Here is a 20,740-nt window from a genome sequence, read left to right as displayed (position 1 = left end):
GGGGGGGGCCGGCTGGGCTTCGGCCCCGGCCCGGGGGCGGCCGCGCGGGGGCCCGCGGGGCCTTGCGGCCTTCGGCCTTCGGGGTTCAGGAGGTCCGCAGCGCGGCGGCCATCGTCGCGAGGCGGTCGAACGGGGCGGTGCCCAGGACGACGGTCGTGTGGTCGTCCTCCTCGCGCACGAGGGCGTCGTACTTCTCGCCCTCGTAGCGGACCCACACCTCGCCGTTGATCCGCTGCGTCCGGTCCGTGCGCTCCGCGCCGCGGCTCACGCTCGCCACGAACGTCGCGGGCTTGCCGTCGCTCTGCTCCACCGCCACGTACTCCCGGTCGGGGTCGAGGTAGCCGAGATGCCAGGCGGCGCCGAGCCGGCCGGTCCCCCGGTAGGTCACCGAGGTGGCCTTCCACGTGTCCGGCAGCCCCCGGGGGGCCGCGAGCGGGTACGGCGCCGCCCGGCGGGCCGTTTTCAGCTCCACCGAGTAGTCCACCCGCTTCAGCGGGTCCTTTGAGTCGTCGTGCGGAATGAATACGTAGATGACGGCAGCGAAGAGCACGATCACCGTCATCGACAGCACCATGTCCCGCACCGTCTGCCTGCCACGTCCACTTGCCACCCCTCCATGGTCCCTCATGGGCCGCGGTGGTCCGTCCCCGCCCCCGCCGGACGCCGGCCGGCGGGGCCCGGAACCGCGCGCCGGCCGGCGCCGTGCGGCGTGCTCAAACGTGGGGCGCTCTGCTCAGATTGCCAACGAACGGATAAAGTCTCATTACCCTCAGCATCCGGCCGTCGCCGTACAGAAAGGTGCGCTCCGATGACCGAAAACAACCATCTGCCGCCCGCTCTTGATGTCCAGCCCGAACACCCCGACCGCAACCTCGCCCTGGAGCTGGTCCGGGTCACCGAGGCCGCCGCGATGGCCGCGGGGCGGTGGGTCGGCCGCGGTGACAAGAACGGCGCGGACGGAGCCGCCGTCAAGGCCATGCGCACCCTGGTGCACACGGTCTCCATGAACGGCGTGGTCGTGATCGGCGAAGGCGAGAAGGACGAGGCGCCGATGCTGTTCAACGGCGAGCGCGTCGGCGACGGGACCGGCGCGGAGTGCGACGTCGCCGTGGACCCCGTGGACGGCACCACGCTCACGGCCAAGGGCATGAGCAACGCCGTGTCCGTCCTGGCCGTGGCCGACCGCGGCACCATGTTCGACCCGTCCGCCGTCTTCTACATGGACAAGCTGGTCACCGGCCCGGAGGCCGCCGACTACGTGGACATCACCGCCCCGCCCGCGGTGAACATCCGCCGGGTCGCGAAGGCCAAGCGGAGCGAGCCCGAGGACGTCACCGTCGTCGTGCTGGACCGGCCGCGGCACGACGGGATCGTCAAGGAGATCCGGGAGACCGGCGCGCGCATCAAGTTCATCTCGGACGGCGACGTGGCCGGCGCCATCATGGCCGTGCGGGAGGGCACCGGCGTCGATCTGCTGATGGGCATCGGTGGCACCCCGGAGGGCATCATCGCGGCCTGCGCCATCAAGTGCCTGGGCGGCACCATCCAGGGCAAGCTCTGGCCGAAGGACGACGAGGAGCGGCAGCGGGCCGTCGACGCCGGCCACGACCTCGACCGGGTCCTCCACACCTCCGACCTCGTCAGCGGCGAGAACGTGTTCTTCGTCGCCACCGGCATCACGGACGGCGAACTGCTGCGCGGTGTGCGGTACCGCGCGGAGACGGCCACCACCCAGTCCCTGGTGATGCGGTCGAAGTCGGGCACCATCCGGCAGATCGACTCCACGCACCGGCTGAAGAAGCTGCGCGCCTACAGCGCCGTGGACTTCGACCGGGCCCGCTGAACGGCACCCGGCGGGCAGGCCGGCACGCAGGAGAGGAGGAGCGCCCCGCGCGGGGCGTCCCTCCCCTCCACCGGCCCTGCCGGGACGCGGCCCCGGCCGGTCTTCAGCCGGCCGCGGCGATGTGCGGTATCGCCGGTCGCGCGGTCTTCTGCAGCTCGGCGTCGCGCCGGCGGCGGCGGGCGAGCACGACACGGCGCTCGGCGGCGGTGAGCCCGCCCCACACGCCGTAGGGCTCCGGCTGCAGCAGAGCGTGCTCCCGGCATTCGACCAGCACCGGGCAGCGTGCGCAGACCCTCTTCGCGGCCTCCTCGCGCGACAGCCTCGCGGCCGTCGGCTCCTTGGACGGCGCGAAGAACAGCCCTGCCTCATCCCGGCGGCACACCGCCTCCGAATGCCAGGGGCCGTCCTGGTCCCGCGCGGTCACACGCTGGGACGGCACAACGGCGGCCTGCGGGGGCTGATGCGGCGTTTGCAGCACGGTCTACTCCTGACGACAGCTACGCGAAAGGGTCACCCTTGCCCGTCTCCCTTCGCACGACCGTTTGCACCCCCATGCCGCACGAGAGACGACTCGACTCTCCCTACCCGCTGTACGCGCGCCTATTCACACCGTGGCGGACCGATCCGGGCGGGCTCAGCCGCCCGGATCCCGCCGCATGCGATCGCGAAGATCCCTCAGGATCTTGCCTCGCTTCGGGCGGGCGTCGACCCCGCCGAAGACGGCGAAGCCGGTGACGACCACGATCGGCGCCTCGGGATCGCCGCCCTCGCGGCTGCGCACGTCGAAGCCGCCGAAGATCCCGGTGCCCGTGCCGCGCAGCGTCACGTTCTCCGGGACCCGGATCTCCACCCCGCCGAAGATCGCCGTGGCGTTGATGACGATCTCCTGCTGCTGGAAGACCGCCTCGGTCAGATCGATCTCGACCCCGCCGAACAGGGCGAAGGCCGTGGTGCGCGGGCCGACCCGCCAGCGCCCCTTGCGGGTGGCGCCGCCGAAGACCGCGATGAGGTTCTCCGAGGCCGCGCTCGTCGCCGAGTGCGGCGCTCCGCCGGGGCGGGGCGCGGGGCGGTGGCCGCCCCGGTCCCGACCGGTCGGCACCGGCAAATCGCCCACCAGCGGCTCCAGTTCACCGACCGTCTTCGCCCGGTAGACCAGATCGATCCGTTCGGAGTGCTCCTCGGCGGTCAGCCGGCCCTCGGCCAGCCCCTCCCGCAGGATGTCCGCGATCCGGTCCCGGTCCCGGTCGGAGGCCCGCAGGCCGGCCGGGGACGGCGCCGGGGCGGCTGCCGGAGGGGCGGGATGCGGTGCCTGCGGGGCCGGCCCGGGCTTCCGGAGGTCCGGCGGGGCGGGCAGCGGCTCGCGCGTCTCCCGCCACCCGGGCTTCAGCCGGCCGGACCCGGTCGCGCGCCGGCCGGTCTCCCCGTCCCGCGCCCGCGCCAGCGGCGGCTCCGGTGGCTCCGGTGCGGCGGACGGCTCCGGAGGCGCCGGCGCCGCGGGGGGCCCGGGTGCCGCGGGCGACTGCGGCGGGGCCGGGGGCCCGGGCGCCACGGGCGGTTCGGGGGCGTCAGGAGCGTTGGGGACGGGCCCCGGTGCTGATGCGGCATCCACGCCCGTCAGCCTACCCAAACGCGATAGATCGCGACTAGTGCCCGGGGTGGGCGCACCCGGCCGGGCCCCGGCTCCGGGCCGTGCCCCGCGCCCCGCCGGCCGCCGCTCCCACGCCGTCCCATCCGCCGCCCCGGGTGAGCCCTACCTCACAGGTCCGCTGTCCGCGCGGCGTTCTACGCTGGACGGGCCCCAGCCGCCCGCCGAGACGAGGAACCCCGACCATGCCCGAGTTCGCGTACACCGACCTCCTCCCCCTGGGCGAGGACACCACGCCGTACCGCCTGGTGACCTCCGAGGGCGTGAGCACCGTCGAGGCGGACGGCCGTACGTTCCTCAAGGTCGAGCCCGAGGCGCTCCGCAAGCTGGCCACCGAGGCCATGCACGACATCTCGCACTACCTCCGCCCCGCCCACCTCGCCCAGCTGCGCCGCATCCTCGACGACCCCGAGGCGTCCCCGAACGACCGCTTCGTCGCGCTGGACCTGCTGAAGAACGCCAACATCGCCGCGGCGGGCGTGCTGCCGATGTGCCAGGACACCGGCACCGCCATCGTCATGGGCAAGCGCGGGCAGAACGTCCTCACCTCCGGGCGGGACGAAGAGGCGCTCTCGCGCGGCATCTACGACGCGTACACCCAGCTCAATCTGCGCTACTCGCAGATGGCCCCGCTGACCATGTGGGAGGAGAAGAACACCGGCTCCAACCTCCCCGCCCAGATCGAGCTCTACGCGACCGACGGCGGCGCCTACAAGTTCCTCTTCATGGCCAAGGGCGGCGGCTCCGCGAACAAGTCCTTCCTCTACCAGGAGACGAAGGCCGTGCTCAACGAGAAGAGCATGATGAGGTTCCTGGAGGAGAAGATCCGCTCGCTGGGCACCGCGGCCTGCCCGCCGTACCACCTGGCGATCGTCGTCGGCGGCACCTCCGCCGAGTACGCGCTCAAGACCGCCAAGTACGCCTCCGCGCACTACCTCGACGAGCTGCCCTCCTCGGGTTCCCCCACCGGGCACGGCTTCCGCGACAAGGAGCTGGAGGAGAAGGTCTTCGAGCTGACGCAGAAGATCGGCATCGGCGCCCAGTTCGGCGGCAAGTACTTCTGCCACGACGTGCGCGTGGTGCGCCTCCCCCGGCACGGCGCCTCCTGCCCCGTGGCCATCGCCGTCTCCTGTTCCGCCGACCGGCAGGCCGTCGCCAAGATCACGGCCGAGGGCGTCTTCCTGGAACAGCTGGAGACCGACCCGGCGCGCTTCCTGCCCGACACCACCGAGGAGCAGCTGACGGAGGGCGCCGGTCCGGACCTGGCGGCCGTGCGGATCGACCTCCGCCGCCCGATGGACGAGATCCTGGCCGAGCTCACGAAGCACCCGGTCAAGACCCGGCTGTCGCTCACCGGCACGCTCGTCGTCGCCCGCGACATCGCGCACGCCAAGATCAAGGAGCGGCTGGACGCGGGCGAGGAGATGCCGCAGTACCTCAAGGACCACCCGGTCTACTACGCGGGCCCGGCCAAGACCCCCGAGGGCTACGCCTCCGGCTCCTTCGGCCCGACCACCGCCGGGCGGATGGACGCCTACGTCGAGCAGTTCCAGGCGGCGGGCGGCTCCAAGGTGATGCTCGCCAAGGGCAACCGCTCGCGGCAGGTCACGGACGCCTGCGCCGCGCACGGCGGCTTCTACCTCGGCTCCATCGGCGGCCCGGCGGCCCGGCTCGCCCAGGACTGCATCAAGAAGGTGGAGGTCCTGGAGTACGAGGAGCTCGGCATGGAGGCGGTCTGGAAGATCGAGGTGGAGGACTTCCCCGCGTTCATCGTCGTGGACGACAAGGGCAACGACTTCTTCGCCGACCCCGCGCCGGAGCAGCCGTTCGTGACGAGCATCCCGGTGCGCGGCGCCTGACGCCTCCGGCGGGGCACGGAACGCGGACGCGGGCCCCCGGGGACCGGGAGGGGCCCGCGTCCCTGTGCGACGCCCCCGCTGTGCGGGGCGGCGTCCGCTGGGGGGCGCCTTCCGCTCTGCGTGACGCTCCCGTGCTCGTGCCCCGCCGTGACGGCGCCGCCCCCCGGCCCCGCCACCCCGCGGTACCGCGCGGCCCGCGGCTCGCCCGGGCCGCTGCTCCGCCCGGGGCCGGGCGCCCTGTGGCCCCCGTTCCGTGGCGGCCCGCGATCCGCGCCACCTCTGCGCCCTCCGCGCACCCACCGCCCCGTCCGCGCACCCACCGCCCCGGCGGTGTACCGCCGCCCCACCCGCCGCAGGACCTCCCCGGCGCGCGGAGCGGCCGCCGCTTCCGTCCTCCGGGCCCCGCCGCGGATTAACTGGCGGGGCGCGGCCCGTTGGTGACACCACGGGCCGGGCACGCGCTGAGTACGAGGACGACCGAGGGAGGCAGGCGGCGTGGCGGAGGCACAGGACACGGCGAGCGACGGAGCGGGCGGCGAACGGCACCCCGGCGAGGGCGGCTACCGCACCGAGCGCGACTCGATGGGCGAGGTCCGGGTCCCCGCCCACGCCAAGTGGCGGGCCCAGACCCAGCGCGCGGTGGAGAACTTCCCCCTCTCCGGGCAGCGGCTGGAGCGGGCGCACATCGCGGCCCTGGCCCGGATCAAGGGGGCGGCCGCCAAGGTCAACGCCGAGCTGGGCGTGCTCGATGCGAGGACCGCCGCCGCGATCGCCGAGGCGGCCGAGGAGGTGGCCGGGGGCCGCTGGGACGAGCACTTCCCGGTGGACGTCTTCCAGACCGGTTCGGGCACCTCCTCGAACATGAACATCAACGAGGTGCTGGCCACCCTGGCGAGCGAGCGGCTGGGGGGCGCCCCCGTCCACCCCAACGACCATGTCAACGCCGGGCAGTCCTCCAACGACGTCTTCCCGTCCTCCATCCACATCGCCGCGACGGCGGCCGTCACCGCCGACCTGGTCCCGGCGCTCGGGCAGCTCGCGGCGGCGCTGGAGGAGAAGGCGGCGGAGTTCGCCGAGGTGGTGAAGTCCGGCCGGACGCATCTGATGGACGCCACGCCCGTCACCCTCGGCCAGGAGTTCGGCGGCTACGCGGCCCAGGTCCGCTACGGCGTCGAACGGCTGGAGTCGGCCCTGCCGCGGCTGGCCGAACTGCCGCTGGGCGGCACGGCCGTGGGAACCGGCATCAACACCCCGCCGGGCTTCTCCGCCGCGGTGATCGCCGAACTGGCCCGCACCACCGGGCTGCCGCTGACCGAGGCCAGGGACCACTTCGAGGCGCAGGGCGCCCGGGACGCCCTGGTGGAGACCTCGGGGCAGCTGCGCACCATCGCCGTCGGCCTCACCAAGATCTGCAACGATCTGCGCTGGATGGCGTCCGGGCCGCGCACCGGGCTGGCCGAGATCAACCTGCCCGACCTCCAGCCCGGTTCGTCGATCATGCCGGGGAAGGTCAACCCGGTGGTCCCGGAGGCGGTGCTGATGGTGGCCGCGCAGGTCACCGGCAACGACACCACGGTCGCCGTGGCGGGCGCCTCCGGCAACTTCGAGCTGAACGTCATGCTGCCGGTGATCGGCAAGAACCTGCTGGAGTCCGTGCGGCTGCTCTCGTCCGCCGCCCGGCTGCTCGCGGACCGCACCGTGACGGGTATCACCGCCAACACCGAACGGGCCCGCGAGTACGCCGAGTCCTCCCCCTCCGTCGTCACCCCGCTGAACCGCTACCTCGGCTACGAGAAGGCCGCGGAGGTGGCCAAGCGCTCCCTGGCCGAGCGGCGCACCATCCGGGAGGTGGTCCTGGACTCCGGATACGTGGAGCGCGGGCTGCTGACGGTGGAACAATTGGACGAGGCGCTGGACGTGCTGCGGATGACGCGGCCGTGACCGGGGTGGCCCGCCCCGGCCGCTCGCCGGAGTCCGCCGGAGTCCGCGGGAGTCCGCGGGAGCCCGCGGGAGCCCGCCTCCGGCGGCGTACCGACGTACCGCGCGGGATGTCCCCGGTGAACGGTGGACTGCCGGGCCGGGCGCTGGTGTGATGGGGCGTGATCCTCTTGTAGCACCCCCCATGCAGGAAACGTAGGATCGCCTCCTGGCGATTCGCGGTCTCAACTCCACTCAATCGGAGGGGATATGACCGTCAGTCACACGAGCCACGGAGGGGACGACACATGACCGGAGACGGCCGGCAGGACGCGCCGGCGGCTGCCGACGGCTACGAGGGCTACGACCGGTCCGCCATCGACCGCTCCGGGCAGGCGGAGGCGTTCGACGCCATCGCCACCCGTTACACCGAGGCCTTCCCGCACCGGGAGGGCCAGATCGCGGCCGGCGCCTGGCTGGCCGGGGAGCTGCCGCCGGGCTCCCGGGTGCTGGACGTCGGCTGCGGCACCGGCGTGCCGACGGCGGCCCAGCTCGCGGACGCCGGGCACCGGGTGGTGGGCGTGGACCTGTCGGCCACCATGGTGGCGCTCTGCCGCGAGAACGTGCCCGCGGCCGAGTTCCACCAGCTCGATCTGGCCGATCTCGGCCCGGGCCGCCCCGGGCACCTCGGCCTGTTCGACGGCGCCGCCGCCTTCTTCTCCCTGTTGATGCTGCCGCGCGCCGAGATCCCGCACGCCCTGCGCATGCTGCACGGCCTGCTGCGGCCCGGCGGCCCGCTGGTGCTGTCGATGGTCGAAGCCGATGTGGACGACGCGGTGATTCCGTTCCTGGGCAGCCCGATCCGGGTATCGGGTTATCTACGGGACGAGTTGCGGCAGGTCGTCCGCGCAGCGGGTTTCGAGATCGCCGGGGAGGACTCGTACGCGTACGCGCCGGCCAGCACCGAAGTACCCCCCGAGATCCAGCTCTTCCTGCACTGCCGACGGAGCGCCTGAACACTGGCGCCCGACGCCGGCCCCGGACGGATGGAACCCCACGCGTGACGGAGTACCCGACCTCCAAGGACGGCCGACAGGCCGCCGCCCAGCCCGGGCACGCCCCGGCGAACGCCGCTGCCCCGGGTCAGGATCCCGCGGGCCGGCCCCGCCCGGCGGCCGGCCGCGCGGGCGACCGCGACGGCGCGTCAGCCGCCGCTCGGCGTTCCCGGCCCCGCCCGCGCGGCGACGGCACGGACGGCGACCCGGAACCGCCCCCCGCCGAGGGGGACCCCGATGACGCCGGGGTGCGCGGTGCGCGCCCGGCCCCGCGGCGGGCCGCCGGCACACCGGAGGACCCGCGGACCGCGGTGGCACGCCAGGGCGGACGTGCGCGCGGCACCCCGGCGGCCCGTACGGGCCACGAGGAGGGCCGGGACGCCACGGCGAACGCGGCCCGCGCCGGACGCCCGCGCGGTGCCGCCGTGGCCGTCGGCATGGCCGCGACCCGCAAGGGCGATCTGCCGCAGGACTCCAGCTCCGCCGATCGCGAGGCCGCCGCGGCCGCGGCCCGGCGGGGCCGGCCCCGCGGCCGGGCCCGCCGCCCGGCCGGCACGGGTCCCGAGACCGCGGCACAGCCCCAGCCGCCGGCCCAGCGTACGGAGACCCATGAGCGAGCGGACGCGGCTCCTGACGGCCCGGGCGGAGACGGCGGCGTCGTGCTGACCGCGGCCGAGCTGGCCGCCCGGCACCAGCGGGACGGTGACCGGCTGCGGTTCATCGGTGCCGCCACCCGCCGGATCGCGCGCGGTATCGACCTCGACGAGATCGTGCTCGGCCTGTGCCGGGCCACCGTGCCGACCTTCGCCGACGTCATCCTCGTCTATCTGCGCGATCCGCTGCCGGTCGGTGACGAGCGGCCCGTCGACCCGTTCGTGCTGCGGCTGCGCCGGACCGACCGGCTGCCGCCCGGGCGCGGCGGCGGCACCGGCGGCATGACGGCCTCCGGTACGGAGCGGGGGCCGGCCGCGGCCGGCGAATACACGGAGCGCACGGAGCGCACGGAGCGCACGGAGCGCACGGACCGCGAGCAGCGCGCCCTGCACCCGCGGGACACGGCGGGGCAGGACCCCGCGCACCCGTCCGGGACCGTGGCCGGCCCCATGCCGCCGACGGCCGTGAAGCTCGCGGAAGTGGCACCGGGCGGGCCGCTGGCCGAGGTGCTGCGCGGCGTCCGCCCGGTGTTCGGCGACTCCGAGGGGGCCCTGGACGCCGTCCCGGAACTGCTGGGCCCGGACTATCCGGTCCCGGCCGGCCGGCGGGCCGTCCTCGCGCCGCTGCGCGGGCGCCGCCGGGTGATCGGCGCGGCGGTGTTCCTGCGGCTCACCGACCGGCCCGCGTTCGAGGCCGACGATCTGCTGGTCGCCGCCCAGCTGGCGACGCACACGGCGCTCGGGGTGGACAAGGCCGTGCTGTACGGGCGCGAGGCGTACATCGCCGACGCCCTGCAGCGCTCCATGCTCCCCGACTCGCTCCCCCAGCCCACCGGCGTCCGGCTCGCCAGCCGCTATCTCCCGGCCGCGGAGACGGCCCGGGTCGGTGGCGACTGGTACGACGCGATCCCGCTGCCCGGCAGCCGCGTCGCCCTGGTCGTCGGCGACGTCATGGGCCACTCCATGACCTCGGCCGCGATCATGGGTCAGCTCCGCACGACGGCGCAGACGCTGGCCCAGCTCGACCTGCCGCCGCAGGAGGTGCTGCACCACCTCGACGAGCAGGCGCAGCGGCTGGGCAGCGACCGGATGGCGACCTGCCTCTACGCGGTGTACGACCCGGTCGCGCACCGGATCGTCGTCGCCAACGCGGGCCATCCGCCGCCGGTGCTGCTCCATCTCGGCGGCCGGGCCGAGGTGCTGCGCGTTCCGCCGGGCGCGCCGATCGGCGTGGGCGGAGTGGACTTCGAGGCGGTGGAGCTGGACGCGCCCGCCGGGGCGACGCTGCTGCTCTACACCGACGGCCTGGTGGAGTCCCGGCTGAGCGACGTGTGGACGGGCATCGAGCAGCTCCGCGAGAAGCTGGTGGCGACGGCGCGGCTGACCGGCCCGGACCATCCGCCGCCGCTGGAGCCGCTCTGCGACGAGGTGCTGGACATGCTCGGCCCGGGCGACCGGGACGACGACATCGCCCTGCTCGCGGCCCGGTTCGACGGCATACCCCCGAGCGATGTGGCGTACTGGTTCCTCGATCCGCAGGAGCGGGCGCCGAGCAAGGCGCGCCGGCTGGCCCGGCGGGCGCTGGCGCGGTGGGGGCTGGAGGATCTCACGGACTCCGTGGAGCTCCTGGTCAGCGAGGTGGTGACGAACGCCGTCCGGTACGCCGAACGCCCCGTCACGCTGCGGCTGCTGCGGACCGACGTCCTGCGCTGCGAGGTCGGTGACGACGTGCCGCAACTGCCGAGGCTCCGTCAGGCGCGGCCTTCGGACGAGGGCGGCCGCGGCCTGTACCTGGTCAACAAGGTGGCACGGCGGTGGGGCGCGACCCGGCTGAGCACGGGCAAGGTCGTCTGGTTCGAACTGCCCTTCACGAACGGGGGTTAGCGGAGCCCGCCGTGCCGGAGCGGACTCCCGGCCCCGGGAGCCGCCGGCGGACCGGTGACGGTCGGGCTCGGCGGCCGACCGCCGCAGGGCCGTGCAGTCGGCGCGCCGCACCCAACGGGCCTTCTACGTGCCGTCCCCCGGCCCGGTGTCCGTCCCGGCGGCGTTGCGGGCACCGCCGTCGCCCGTTCCGTCGCCCGGCGGGACGGGCAGGGTGGACGCGGAGGGCGGCGCCGTGTCCCCCGGCGGCCGGTCCCCCGGCGGTGTGGACGTGGCGGGCGGCGGCAGCGTGCCGGCCGGCGGCGGGGTGACGGTCTCCGGCGGGCCGGGCTCGGTGGGCTCCGGCGGCTCGGGCGACTCCGGCGCCTCGCTCACGCTCTCCGAGGGGCTGGGCGGGATGCTCGGCTCGGGTGCCTCCATGACGTCCAGGTCGAACTGGGCCGCGGGCTTGCCGCTCAGGGCGAGCCGGTTGTACTCGGCCCAGACCTGGGCCGGGTAGCCGCCGCCGTTGACGCGCCCTCCGCCGCCCGTGCCCCGCAGGGAGACCTGCTTGCCGCCCTCGCCCTCGCCGAAGAGGCCGACGGTGGTGACCAGGTCGGGGGTGTAACCGGCGAACCAGGCCGACTTGTTGTCGTCGGAGGTGCCGGTCTTGCCCGCGAAGTTGAGCGTGTTGGAGCGGATGCCCTTGGCCGTGCCGTCGTTGACGACGCCCCGCAGCACGGAGGTGACGGTGTCGGCGGTCTGCCGTTCGATCATCTGCTCGCCGATCGCGTCGGGCAGCTCCACCACGCGGTCGCCGCGCTTGGCGGACTTCACCAGCCGGGGCTTCACCTGCTCGCCGTGGTTGGCGAGGGTGGCGTAGACGGCGGCCATGTCCAGCGGGCTGGCGCCCATGACGCCGAGGGACATGGCGGGCTTGACGTCGAAGCCGCTGGCGTCGCCCTTCATGCCGAGCTGGATACCCATCTGTTTGGTCCGTTCCAGCCCGGCGTCCACGGCCATCTGCGCGAAGACGGAGTTGACCGAGTTGTTCATGGCCTGCTGGACGGTGATCGGGCCGTAGTCGACGTCGCCCTGGTTGGGCGGGGCGAAGGGGGTGTCACTGCCCTCGACGGGCCGCTCGCTGGTGCCGTCGTACACGGTGTTCGGCGTGATCGGCTGCCCGTCCTGGGTGCTGGCGGCCTTCTCGAACGCGGTGGCGAGGACGACGGGCTTGAAGGTGGAGGCGGGCTGGTAGTCCCGGCGGGTGGCGTTGTTGATGAAGTGCTCGACGTAGTTCCGGCCGCCGTACATGGCGACCACCGCCCCCGTCTCCGGGTCCACCGAGACGGCGCCGGGCTGGGCCTGGGCGTCGACCTCCCGTTGCTCCGGGTCGAGATCGTCCAGCAGGGCCCCCTTGACGGCCTTCTCCAGGTCGCGCTGCTTCTTCTTGTCGATGTTGAGTTCGATGGTCCAGCCGCGGGCGGCGAGCTCCTGCTCGTCCACGCCCGCGGCGATCAGCTCGGCCTTCGCCGCCTCGACGAAGTAGCCGGCCTGACCGCCCAGCCCCGGGTTGGGCTCGGGCTGCCCCGGCTCGGGGAAGGTCATGTCCCGCCGCTCGGCGGGGCTGAGCCACTTCATCTCGACCATGTTGTCGAGGACGAAGTGCCAGCGGTCGGTCACCAGTTGCCGGGCTTTCGGACCGGCCACCGCCAGGTCGTACTGGCTGGGTGCCTGGAGCAGCGCGGCAAGGTAGGCGCTCTGCTCGACGGTGAGGTCCTCGACGTCGGTGTCGTAGTACGCCTTGGCCGCGGCCTGGACGCCGTACGCGCCGCGCCCGAAGTAGCTGGTGTTCATGTAGCCGGCCAGTATCTCGTCCTTGGACTGCTGCCGGTCGACCTTGAGCGCGATGATCAGCTCCCTGGCCTTGCGGGTGACCGTCTGCTCCTGGCTGAGGAAGTAGTTCTTCACATACTGCTGGGTGATGGTCGAGCCGCCCTGCTTCCGCCCCATCGCGGTGGAGACCAGGGCGCGGGTGAGGCCCTTCACGTCGACGCCGGGGTCCTGGTAGAAGGTCTTGTTCTCGGCGGCGACGAAGGCGTACTGGGTGCCCTTGGGGACCCGGCTGATCGGCACCAGCTCGCGGTTGAAGTCGCCCTCGCGCGCGATGAGCGCGCCGTCACTGAAGGTGAAGGCGTTGCTCTGCGCCGTCGCCTCCGGGTTGCCGCCCTCGGGCACGTCGACGAGCAGGTAGAGCACGAAGAAGGAGCCCACTGCGAGTGCTCCGAGCAGCACGAACGTGCCCAGCACCCTCTTCAGTGTGAAGAGCCGGCGTATGAACCCGCCCCGTTCTTCACGGGCCCACTGCTGCTGGGCCCGTCGGTAGTCCGCGCGTCCCATGATCCGAGCTCCAGTCCTCAATGCCCCCGGGAAACGACAAAAGCTAACACCCTATACGCACGGGACGCCCCGGAGTTCTCGGCTCCGGTGCCGTGAGAATCAGCACCCGTCGGGAGGGGAACCACCGGGCCTCGCCCTGCGTCGAAAATAGTGATATCACTTAGATAGAACATCGCCGATCGAACGCCGATCGAGCACCGCCCGAACGAGACGGGGACCCGCCATGCCGAAGACTCCACCCACCACCACGCACGACCGCGCCGCCGCGGCGGCAGCCGCGAACGGGACCGCCGACGGCGGCGACCTGCCGGAGATGCCGAAGCCGCGGGTCACGGAGTTCGCCGCCAACAGCATCGGCGGCGGCCTGGCCCTGCTCCTCGGCCTGATCGGGCTGCTCGCGGGCGCAGGTCTGGTCGTCCTGGGCTCCGGGGCCGGGAACGACGGCTCGACCGGGACCGCGGTCACCCTGATCATCCTCGGGGTGCTGCTCTTCCTCGGCTCGATCTTCGCCATGGCCGGGCTCAACATGGTCGCCCCCGGCGAGGCCCGCGTCGTCCAGCTCTTCGGCCGCTACACCGGCACGATCCGCACCGACGGCCTGCGCTGGGTCAACCCGCTCACCAGCCGCCAGAAGATCTCCACCCGGGTCCGCAACCACGAGACGGCCGTCCTCAAGGTCAACGACGCCTACGGCAACCCGGTCGAGCTGGCCGCGGTCGTCGTCTGGAAGGTCGAGGACACCGCGCAGGCGGTCTTCGAGGTGGACGACTTCCTGGAGTTCGTCTCCACCCAGACCGAGGCCGCCGTCCGGCACATCGCCATCGAGTACCCGTACGACGCCTACGACGAGGAGGCGCTGTCGCTCCGGGGAAACGCCGAAGAGATCACCGAGAAGCTGGCGGTTGAGCTCTCCGCCCGGGTCCAGGCCGCGGGCGTCCGCATCATCGAGTCCCGCTTCACGCACCTCGCGTACGCCCCGGAGATCGCCTCGGCCATGCTCCAGCGGCAGCAGGCGGGCGCGGTCGTGGCGGCGCGGCGGCAGATCGTGGACGGCGCGGTCGGCATGGTCGAGGCGGCGCTCAACCGGATCAGCGAGCAGGGCATCGTCGAACTGGACGACGAACGGCGGGCGGCCATGGTCAGCAATCTGATGGTGGTCCTGTGCGGCGACCGCTCCCCGCAGCCGGTCCTCAACACGGGCGGCCTGTACCAGTGACCCCTGACCGGGACGAGACCGCCGACCGGGCCGAACCCGATCCGCAGCCCCCTCCCGGGCCCGGCCCCGCCGAACCCGCCGCCTCCCCCGGGCCGGCCACCGGCCCGGGGCGGGGCACCGCTTCCCGGACGGACACCACCCCGGGGGCGGGCAGCACCCCGGGAGCGGAAACCCCCGCGCCGGACACCGCCCCCGACCGGGACACCGCCTCCGTGTCAGCCCCCACCAGCGAATCGAACCCCGCTCCCGGCATCGGCTCCACAGGCCCCCCGGGCCCGGCCGGGCGCCGGCCGCGGCAGCAGCGCAAGCAGGTGCTGCTGCGGCTCGACCCGGCCGTGCACGACGCCCTCGCCGCCTGGGCCGCGGCCGAACTGCGCTCCACCAACGCGCAGATCGAGTTCCTCCTCCGCCGCGCCCTCTCCGACGCGGGCCGCCTCCCGAAAACGGTCCGCCCCATCCCGAAGCGGGGCCGGCCACCGAAGTCGGGTACGGGGGACGGCGATCCGGCACCCACCGGCCCGGGCTGACGGATTGGGCGGGTGGGCTGCACCCGGCCACGCCCCCCTGCGGGGCTCCGACCGCAGAGCCGCTGAGGTCAACCGATGCGACGCGGCCCCTCCGAGCCGGCCCCAGGGGGCTTGATCACGAGCATGGTCCAGGCAGCGTCGTCCTCTTGGACAGTCACCAGGTCGGCGGTGCCATCACGGCCGTGGAAGCTCACTCGTGGCCCTGATCGCATGGACCGATGGCTTATCCCGCTCGCCTTCACGGCTTGATATGGACAGTTTGCAGCAAACCTCGACCACACGTGGCGTTTGTCACCCACTCCGCAAGATCGACACGCCTTGAACGTGCGCATTCGGAGAACGTACCTTGATCCCTGTTGATCAACCGCCCGGTCACCAACCGGGCGTTGCGTCAGCGTCGTTCGAGGTAGGGGGGGCTTCGGCCGACTACACGTGTGCCCTCCGCCTGCTCTCTCCCATCCCTGTCACAGCCCACAAGGCTGTGACCGCACCGGAGGTGACAGGAATGAACAAGGCCTTCAGCAACACAGCTCGCTTAGCCGCGGCAACCGGCTTTGCCATCGCGGCACTCGGCGCCACGACCACCGCTCATGCCGAGACCCGCGCTCCCGCCGGCGAGGTGGGCGTTCAGACCAGCTGCCCGTCCAGCGGCAGCATCGACAGGGCTTATGTTTGCACCAGCCTGAGCAGCGGTGTCCTCTTCCACCGCAAGTACACCAACGACGTGGCCAGCACTTGGTACTCCAAGGACAGCGGAGGCCGCATCAGCGCCCGCCTCGGCTACGATGGCGCCGGCTCCAAGTGGACCGGCTACTACACGATCCTCTCCGGACAGAAGAAGACCGGCAGTTGGAGTGGTGTCGCCTACTGCAACTCCACGATCGGCAAGATGCAGGTTAAGGGTCAGCAGACCTTCCAGACCCCGCTGGCCAACTGCGACCGCTGAGCACCCGCGGACGGTCCGGTCACGCCTGCTTCAGGTGGGACCGGACCGGTTCCCGGTTCTTGTCGTGTCCCCTTAACCGATGGGTTCGTCACCTCCCGTGTTCTCCGCGATCTTCCAAGACCGCATGGTCTTCGTCATCTCTGCCTGCTTGGCCGTTCTGTTGGCCGCCGCGATCTCCTTCATCCTCGCGCGACGCTTCGATGCACGAGCGTGGTCCTGGGCCGGTCTGAGTGCCTCCATCACCGCCGAAGTGGCTCTGACTCTGTTCCTCCCCAGCGGTGACGGGGCGGCAGGCACCGGGCGCTGCGTGATCAACCGCAATTTCGCCGAACCCTTCGCCACCGAGCAGGGCCTTCTCAACGCCGCCCTCTTCATGCCGATCGGAGTCTTCGGTGTCCTGGCCCTCCGTCGGCTTCTGCCGGTGCTGGCCGGAGGTATCGGACTGTCACTGGCCACTGAACTACTGCAAACCATGCTTCCGGGTGTCAGCCGCGGCTGTGACAGCAGCGATCTTCAGATGAACGCTCTCGGCGCCATCTTCGCAGCCATGCTCACCTGGTGGTTCCTGCGAATCCGTGGCCGCGAGTTGCCTCCCGCCGGCACGGCCGCCAAGCCGACGGCACTGGTCAGCACAGCAGCCCTCGCAGCGGCCGCCGTAACGTGGACGGCGTTCATCACGCCGATCAACGTGGACGCCACCAGTCTTCAGCTGACCGGCGCCAAGGAACGTACGGCGGCCGAGGAGGCCTTGAAACGGGCATTCGACGACCACGTTGAGATCAGCGCCGTTCAACTACAAACAGGATTCGAGGGCCGTACCGACTCCCTGCTGATCACTCTCGATCAGGGCGGTGCCGAACTCAGCTGGCCCGACGCCTCGCGCTTCACCGCGACCCTGGAGAACTCCAGCGTCACCACCGAGGACAGCTTCCCCGTCGAAGGTGTCAGTCGGCCTCCGGAAGACGAGCAGGAAGCGCTGGAGATCGCCCGCCGTTACGCGGAGCCACGCTACCCCTGGGGGCTGCGGAACTCCGAAGTGCAGTCCGTTGCCGTCGGGGACCGGGGCGAGCTGGGCTGGATCGTCAGCTGGCGCAGGCTCAACGAGGACAAGATCCTGATGCCCATGCGCCTGGATGTGCAGATCAATACCGCAGGACGCGTCTCCCAGTTACTCGTCCACCACATCGAGGATCCCAAGAACCTGCCCAAGCCAGCCATTACCCGCAAGGCGGCCTCCGCCATCGCGCTGCGGACCATCGAGCGACCGGACTCTGCGGAGCACGTCCGCGTCCCGGAGTGCGCCCTGCGCGCAGTCGACAGGAACGGCACCTGGGGCGTCAACTGGATCTGCGCGTTCGAGTCCGCTGACCCGAAGCTGACCCCGGCCCCCGTGGTCATGGACGCCGTCACCGGGAAACCACAGGAACAGCAGCAGGCCGAGGAGTTGGAGCCTCCCTCCGGCACCGTGTCCGACGTCCCTCCGGAAGAGAACGGGCCGGGGGTCGCCCCCGAGGCCCCGTGACAGCGAGAGTGACCCGCGCCCTCGCCGACGCCGGCCGCCTCCCGAAGACGCGCCGCCCGATCCCGAGATGGGGGCACCCACCGAGGTCCGGCACGGGGGACGGCGGCCCTGCGCCGACTCCGGACACCGGCCCGGGCTGACGGAAGGGGCGGGCGGGCTGCGCCCGGCCGTTCCTCCCGCGAAGCTCCGACCGCGAAGAACCGTGGTCAACCGATGCGGCGCGGCCCTTCCGGGCCGGGCTCAGGGTGCTTGATCACGAACATGGTCCAGGTGTCACAGCGAGGGCTCCGCCGGTAGAAGACGTTGGGCTGGACCGGTTCGCACGACGCCAGCAGGACGTCTCCCCGCTCAAGGCGAAAGGTCTTCTCGAAAACGGTGCTCAGCCGCGCACGGACGACGCGAAACCGCAAGGCGTAGTGTCCTGGCGGCAGTTGTGCGAACGTGGGACGCTTCGACGTCCGGTCCGCGGAAGCCAGCGACTCACCGGCCAACTCGACCACCACAACGCACCACTTGCGGGAAGGACTCCGGATCGCGGCGTGCAGCAGCACGCCCGTCCTGCCCCGTCTCCGAGCCATCCGGAGCCGGAATCGAACCGCCCACGGCACGCGCGGCACCTCTTCGGCCTCAACGACCCGCAGTGCTTGGTCCGGCACCGTTCCCCCATTTCCCCGTTCTGCCGTCGAAACCTCGCCGGCTCTCCTGACGATCACCGGATCCACTGCGGCTCTGCGGACGCACGGCAACGTCACACATCGGCAGTCCCCCAGTGGTCCCGCTCGCGTTCACCGCACCTCGTGAAGCGGTTCCTCATCGTCCCTTCCGCTGCGCCCCGATCGCACTGCCGAGGCCCACGCCGACCACCACCGAAATGATGAGGTCAAAGGGAGCCGGCAGCGGACGGCAGACGACATAGACCCCCACCACGAAGACACCCCCGACGACCAGTCTCCAACGGCCAACGGCCGACCTGCCGGTCTGCATCTGCCCTCCGCGTCGTAGCCAGTTCCGCTCCAGCACCAGGCCGCAACGCGCATCCCAACTCATTGCATTCGCAGCGCACTCCACCAAGGCGGAGCTCACTCCCCACCGTGCTCCATTGCCCCTGAGCTCACCTCTCCGGGCCGGTTTCAGCCGGGGCCTCTCTCAGTACCTCCGGAACCGAGCGGTGGTGCCGCAGCTCTCTCGGCCGTGGGGACGCCGCCTGGCCGGGCCTCCGGGATGGTGACGCGGTACGGGAAGGCCGCGCCGTCCACAAGGTTCTGGAGTGCCGCGACCACCTGCGCCCCCATCACGAGGGGCGCCCCGGGCTCGTGCATGACCCGGACCATCGCGTACAGCACGTCCGCGAACGGATGCACCCGCAGCGCCCGGACCACGTCCTCCGCCTCGGACCTCTCGCCGCTCCGGCACAGTCCGCCGTAATCACGGAGCATGGACTTGCAGCGGACGTAGGCATGAGCCCTGCCCCGCTTCAGCACCTCCCGGTCCAGCCCGAACGTGCGAATCGTCTCGGCGCCTTTCTCCGTGCGCGGACGGTACTCGCCGGTCGGCAGGATCAGCCGGAGGTGATCGGCCGGGTCCTCACGGCAGGGGTCCACCAGCAGGCAGGAACCGTCGGGTCCGCACGGGTAGCGGTCGCGTTTCTCATTGCTGTTGCAGTGCGAGCAGGCGAGGAGATGGTTGAGCCAGTCGAAGGCACGCAGCGAGGCACGGGCGGGCGGTTCGAAGTGGTCGATGGCTGTCCCCTCGCTGTCACCGCAGTACATGCACCGGGTGATCCCGGGAGCGGTGGTTTCCAGCAGTTCCAGCAGCGAGCCGCGCACCGCACGGGCCCGGCGCCACTCCTGCCGCGCCTCGGCGGCTCCGGCCGCCCGGTCTCTCAGCGCGGCGGCGCGGCGCGACAGGCGGTCGCGTAACTCACCGTCCAGGGGCGGCCGCCTGAGCGGGATCATCCGCAACGCCTCGCGAGCCGGGCCGACACCTCGTCCACACGGGCGGCGGCCGAGCTCGTCAGGATCTCGCTGAGCTGCCGGTACTCCTCGACCTGCTCGGGCGTCGCCTCCCCGGAGAGGACCGGTCCCTCCAGGTCACCGAACTTTGCGGCGCAGTTCCTCGGCCCGTTCCGAGTACGGGCTGTCCAGCCCGAACAGATCGGAGAGCACGGCGTCGTCACCGCTGCCGTATACGACCCTCCGGTAGAGGTCGTCGCCCACCGTGCGCGGTGGCTCCTGCTCGTCCGGGCCGGCCAGCCGGATGAGCCCGCCGGGGTCGGCCGACTGGGAGATGTACGGGCTGTGGGTGGTGACGATGAACTGGATCCGGGGGAAGTGCGCCGTGAGCCAGCCGCCGATCCGCTTCTGCCAGCTCACATGGAGATGCGCGTCCACCTCGTCGATGAGGACGACCCCCGAGAGCGGGACGGCCGGGGCATCGCCGGAGGTGTCCAGCGGCAGTTCGCCGTAGCGGAGCTGGAGGTGCCGCAGCAGGTCCACCACGACAGCGGTGACCGTGCGGTATCCGTCGCTCATCTCCCGGAGCGGGAACTCCCGGCCGCCCCGGCGCACCCACAGTCCTTCGGAATCCACCCGTACGACGCGGTATCCGTCCGGCAGCAGACCGTCTCCGAGCAGGGCGAAGACCGCGTCGATCAACTCCTGGGCGTCCGAACGGCCTTCGAGACGCCTGAGGTGCTGCTGGATCAGCCAGGCGACGCTCTCCCCCAGCGCCGCGCCCTCCTGGAAGAGCGTGGCCACGCTCTGGGCGGGCATCGCGGATGCGGGCACGTCGACCGTGCCGCCCGTGAGACGCCGGTGCGGTCCGTAGCCGGCGCAGAAGTCACGGGGGACCGAGGACGGTGTGATCGGGGTGTGCAGCTCGTAGGACCAGCTCAGAGCGGGTTCGCCCGTCGACTGCCCGGCCCCGATGCGACAGGTCGTGTGGAAGCCCTCGGCCACCATGTCCACCGCGATCAGGGGGTCACTCCGCGATGACGACGCCGACCAAGCCTCCGGACCGCCTGTCAAGGACTCGTGCTTCTCGTTGAGAAACGCCATCGCCAGGGCGCGCAGCAGTGTGGTCTTGCCGGAGCCGTTGCGGCCCGCGAGCACGGTCCAGCCCGCGTGACTTCCGTCCGGGCGCATCAAGTCCAGATCGACCCGGCGTTGGCCCTGAAAGCCGCGGACACCGTCAACTCGCAGCCTGGACACGTACATCGCGGCCTCCCGCCTCACCGACCGGGCCAGGTTAGGCCCTGGGCGGGCGAAGTCCGCGTCCACGGGCGAGCGTTCGGGAGCA

General features: G+C 72.2%; 16 protein-coding genes. 9 read left to right on the top strand and 7 right to left on the bottom strand.

All coding sequences use genetic code 11. The features are described 5' to 3' along the window. Window positions 1-85: 85 nt before the first annotated feature. Window positions 86-610, bottom strand: a complete 525-nt coding sequence (locus tag KBZ10_RS24910) for a DUF4245 domain-containing protein (RefSeq protein ID WP_210989962.1) — start codon at window positions 608-610, stop codon at window positions 86-88. Window positions 611-808: 198 nt separating this feature from the next. Between KBZ10_RS24910 and glpX the strand changes: the two genes are divergently transcribed. Next, window positions 809-1,843 (top strand): class II fructose-bisphosphatase, encoded by a 1,035-nt coding sequence (glpX, locus tag KBZ10_RS24905; RefSeq protein WP_210989961.1) that lies wholly within the window; start codon window positions 809-811, stop codon window positions 1,841-1,843. Window positions 1,844-1,946: 103 nt separating this feature from the next. Here the strand turns inward: glpX and KBZ10_RS24900 are convergent, their stop codons facing one another. Together KBZ10_RS24900 and KBZ10_RS24895 are read right to left on the bottom strand one after the other, a co-directional pair. Next, entirely contained in the window at window positions 1,947-2,321 is a 375-nt protein-coding gene (locus KBZ10_RS24900) for a WhiB family transcriptional regulator (protein WP_210989960.1), read from the bottom strand. A 156-nt stretch (window positions 2,322-2,477) separates the two neighbouring features. Further along, the gene (locus KBZ10_RS24895) at window positions 2,478-3,197 is read right to left on the bottom strand and encodes a DUF1707 domain-containing protein (RefSeq protein ID WP_210989969.1); all 720 of its coding nucleotides are present in this window, start codon (window positions 3,195-3,197) and stop codon (window positions 2,478-2,480) included. A 476-nt stretch (window positions 3,198-3,673) separates the two neighbouring features. On the opposite strand from KBZ10_RS24895, the gene KBZ10_RS24890 reads away from it, so the two are divergent. The 4 genes from KBZ10_RS24890 to KBZ10_RS24875 all read left to right on the top strand — a co-directional run bounded on the left by KBZ10_RS24890 (window position 3,674) and on the right by KBZ10_RS24875 (window position 10,856). Beyond that, complete coding sequence (locus KBZ10_RS24890) at window positions 3,674-5,347, top strand: fumarate hydratase (RefSeq protein ID WP_210989959.1); 1,674 nt, start codon at window positions 3,674-3,676, stop codon at window positions 5,345-5,347. Between the two features lie 582 nt (window positions 5,348-5,929). Continuing rightward, window positions 5,930-7,288, top strand: a complete 1,359-nt coding sequence (locus tag KBZ10_RS24885; RefSeq protein ID WP_247702949.1) for a class II fumarate hydratase — start codon at window positions 5,930-5,932, stop codon at window positions 7,286-7,288. Window positions 7,289-7,572: 284 nt separating this feature from the next. Beyond that, window positions 7,573-8,280, top strand: a complete 708-nt coding sequence (locus KBZ10_RS24880; RefSeq protein WP_210989957.1) for a class I SAM-dependent methyltransferase — start codon at window positions 7,573-7,575, stop codon at window positions 8,278-8,280. Between the two features lie 476 nt (window positions 8,281-8,756). Beyond that, entirely contained in the window at window positions 8,757-10,856 is a 2,100-nt protein-coding gene (locus tag KBZ10_RS24875) for an ATP-binding SpoIIE family protein phosphatase (RefSeq protein WP_247702948.1), read from the top strand. Between the two features lie 123 nt (window positions 10,857-10,979). Here KBZ10_RS24875 and KBZ10_RS24870 read toward each other — a convergent pair whose 3' ends face one another. Further along, the gene (locus KBZ10_RS24870) at window positions 10,980-13,232 is read right to left on the bottom strand and encodes a transglycosylase domain-containing protein (RefSeq protein ID WP_210989955.1); all 2,253 of its coding nucleotides are present in this window, start codon (window positions 13,230-13,232) and stop codon (window positions 10,980-10,982) included. A gap of 313 nt (window positions 13,233-13,545) precedes the next feature. On the opposite strand from KBZ10_RS24870, the gene KBZ10_RS24865 reads away from it, so the two are divergent. The 4 genes from KBZ10_RS24865 to KBZ10_RS24850 all read left to right on the top strand — a co-directional run bounded on the left by KBZ10_RS24865 (window position 13,546) and on the right by KBZ10_RS24850 (window position 17,443). Further along, a complete protein-coding gene (locus KBZ10_RS24865; RefSeq protein ID WP_247702947.1) occupies window positions 13,546-14,448 on the top strand; it encodes an SPFH domain-containing protein in 903 nt (300 codons plus the stop codon). A 251-nt stretch (window positions 14,449-14,699) separates the two neighbouring features. Then, window positions 14,700-14,975: a hypothetical protein gene (locus KBZ10_RS24860; RefSeq protein WP_210989968.1), complete on the top strand. Its 276-nt coding sequence runs from the start codon at window positions 14,700-14,702 to the stop codon at window positions 14,973-14,975. Between the two features lie 505 nt (window positions 14,976-15,480). After that, entirely contained in the window at window positions 15,481-15,921 is a 441-nt protein-coding gene (locus KBZ10_RS24855) for a hypothetical protein (protein ID WP_210989953.1), read from the top strand. Window positions 15,922-16,000: 79 nt separating this feature from the next. After that, window positions 16,001-17,443 carry a VanZ family protein gene (locus tag KBZ10_RS24850; protein ID WP_374223413.1) on the top strand — a complete coding sequence of 481 codons (1,443 nt, stop codon included), beginning with the start codon at window positions 16,001-16,003 and terminating at the stop codon, window positions 17,441-17,443. Between the two features lie 206 nt (window positions 17,444-17,649). Here KBZ10_RS24850 and KBZ10_RS24845 read toward each other — a convergent pair whose 3' ends face one another. The 3 genes from KBZ10_RS24845 to KBZ10_RS24835 all read right to left on the bottom strand — a co-directional run bounded on the left by KBZ10_RS24845 (window position 17,650) and on the right by KBZ10_RS24835 (window position 20,658). Beyond that, window positions 17,650-17,994 (bottom strand): hypothetical protein, encoded by a 345-nt coding sequence (locus tag KBZ10_RS24845; protein WP_210989951.1) that lies wholly within the window; start codon window positions 17,992-17,994, stop codon window positions 17,650-17,652. 579 nt (window positions 17,995-18,573) lie between these two features. Beyond that, entirely contained in the window at window positions 18,574-19,398 is an 825-nt protein-coding gene (locus KBZ10_RS24840) for an HNH endonuclease signature motif containing protein (RefSeq protein ID WP_210989950.1), read from the bottom strand. 135 nt (window positions 19,399-19,533) lie between these two features. Next, entirely contained in the window at window positions 19,534-20,658 is a 1,125-nt protein-coding gene (locus tag KBZ10_RS24835) for an AAA family ATPase (protein WP_210989949.1), read from the bottom strand. Window positions 20,659-20,740: the final 82 nt, after the last annotated feature.

The sequence above is a fragment of the Streptomyces sp. F63 genome, assembly GCF_018070345.1.
Taxonomy (GTDB): Bacteria; Actinomycetota; Actinomycetes; order Streptomycetales; family Streptomycetaceae; genus Streptomyces.
Note: the sequence above shows the minus strand (reverse complement) of the source record. Positions and strands in the feature narration are given on the sequence as shown.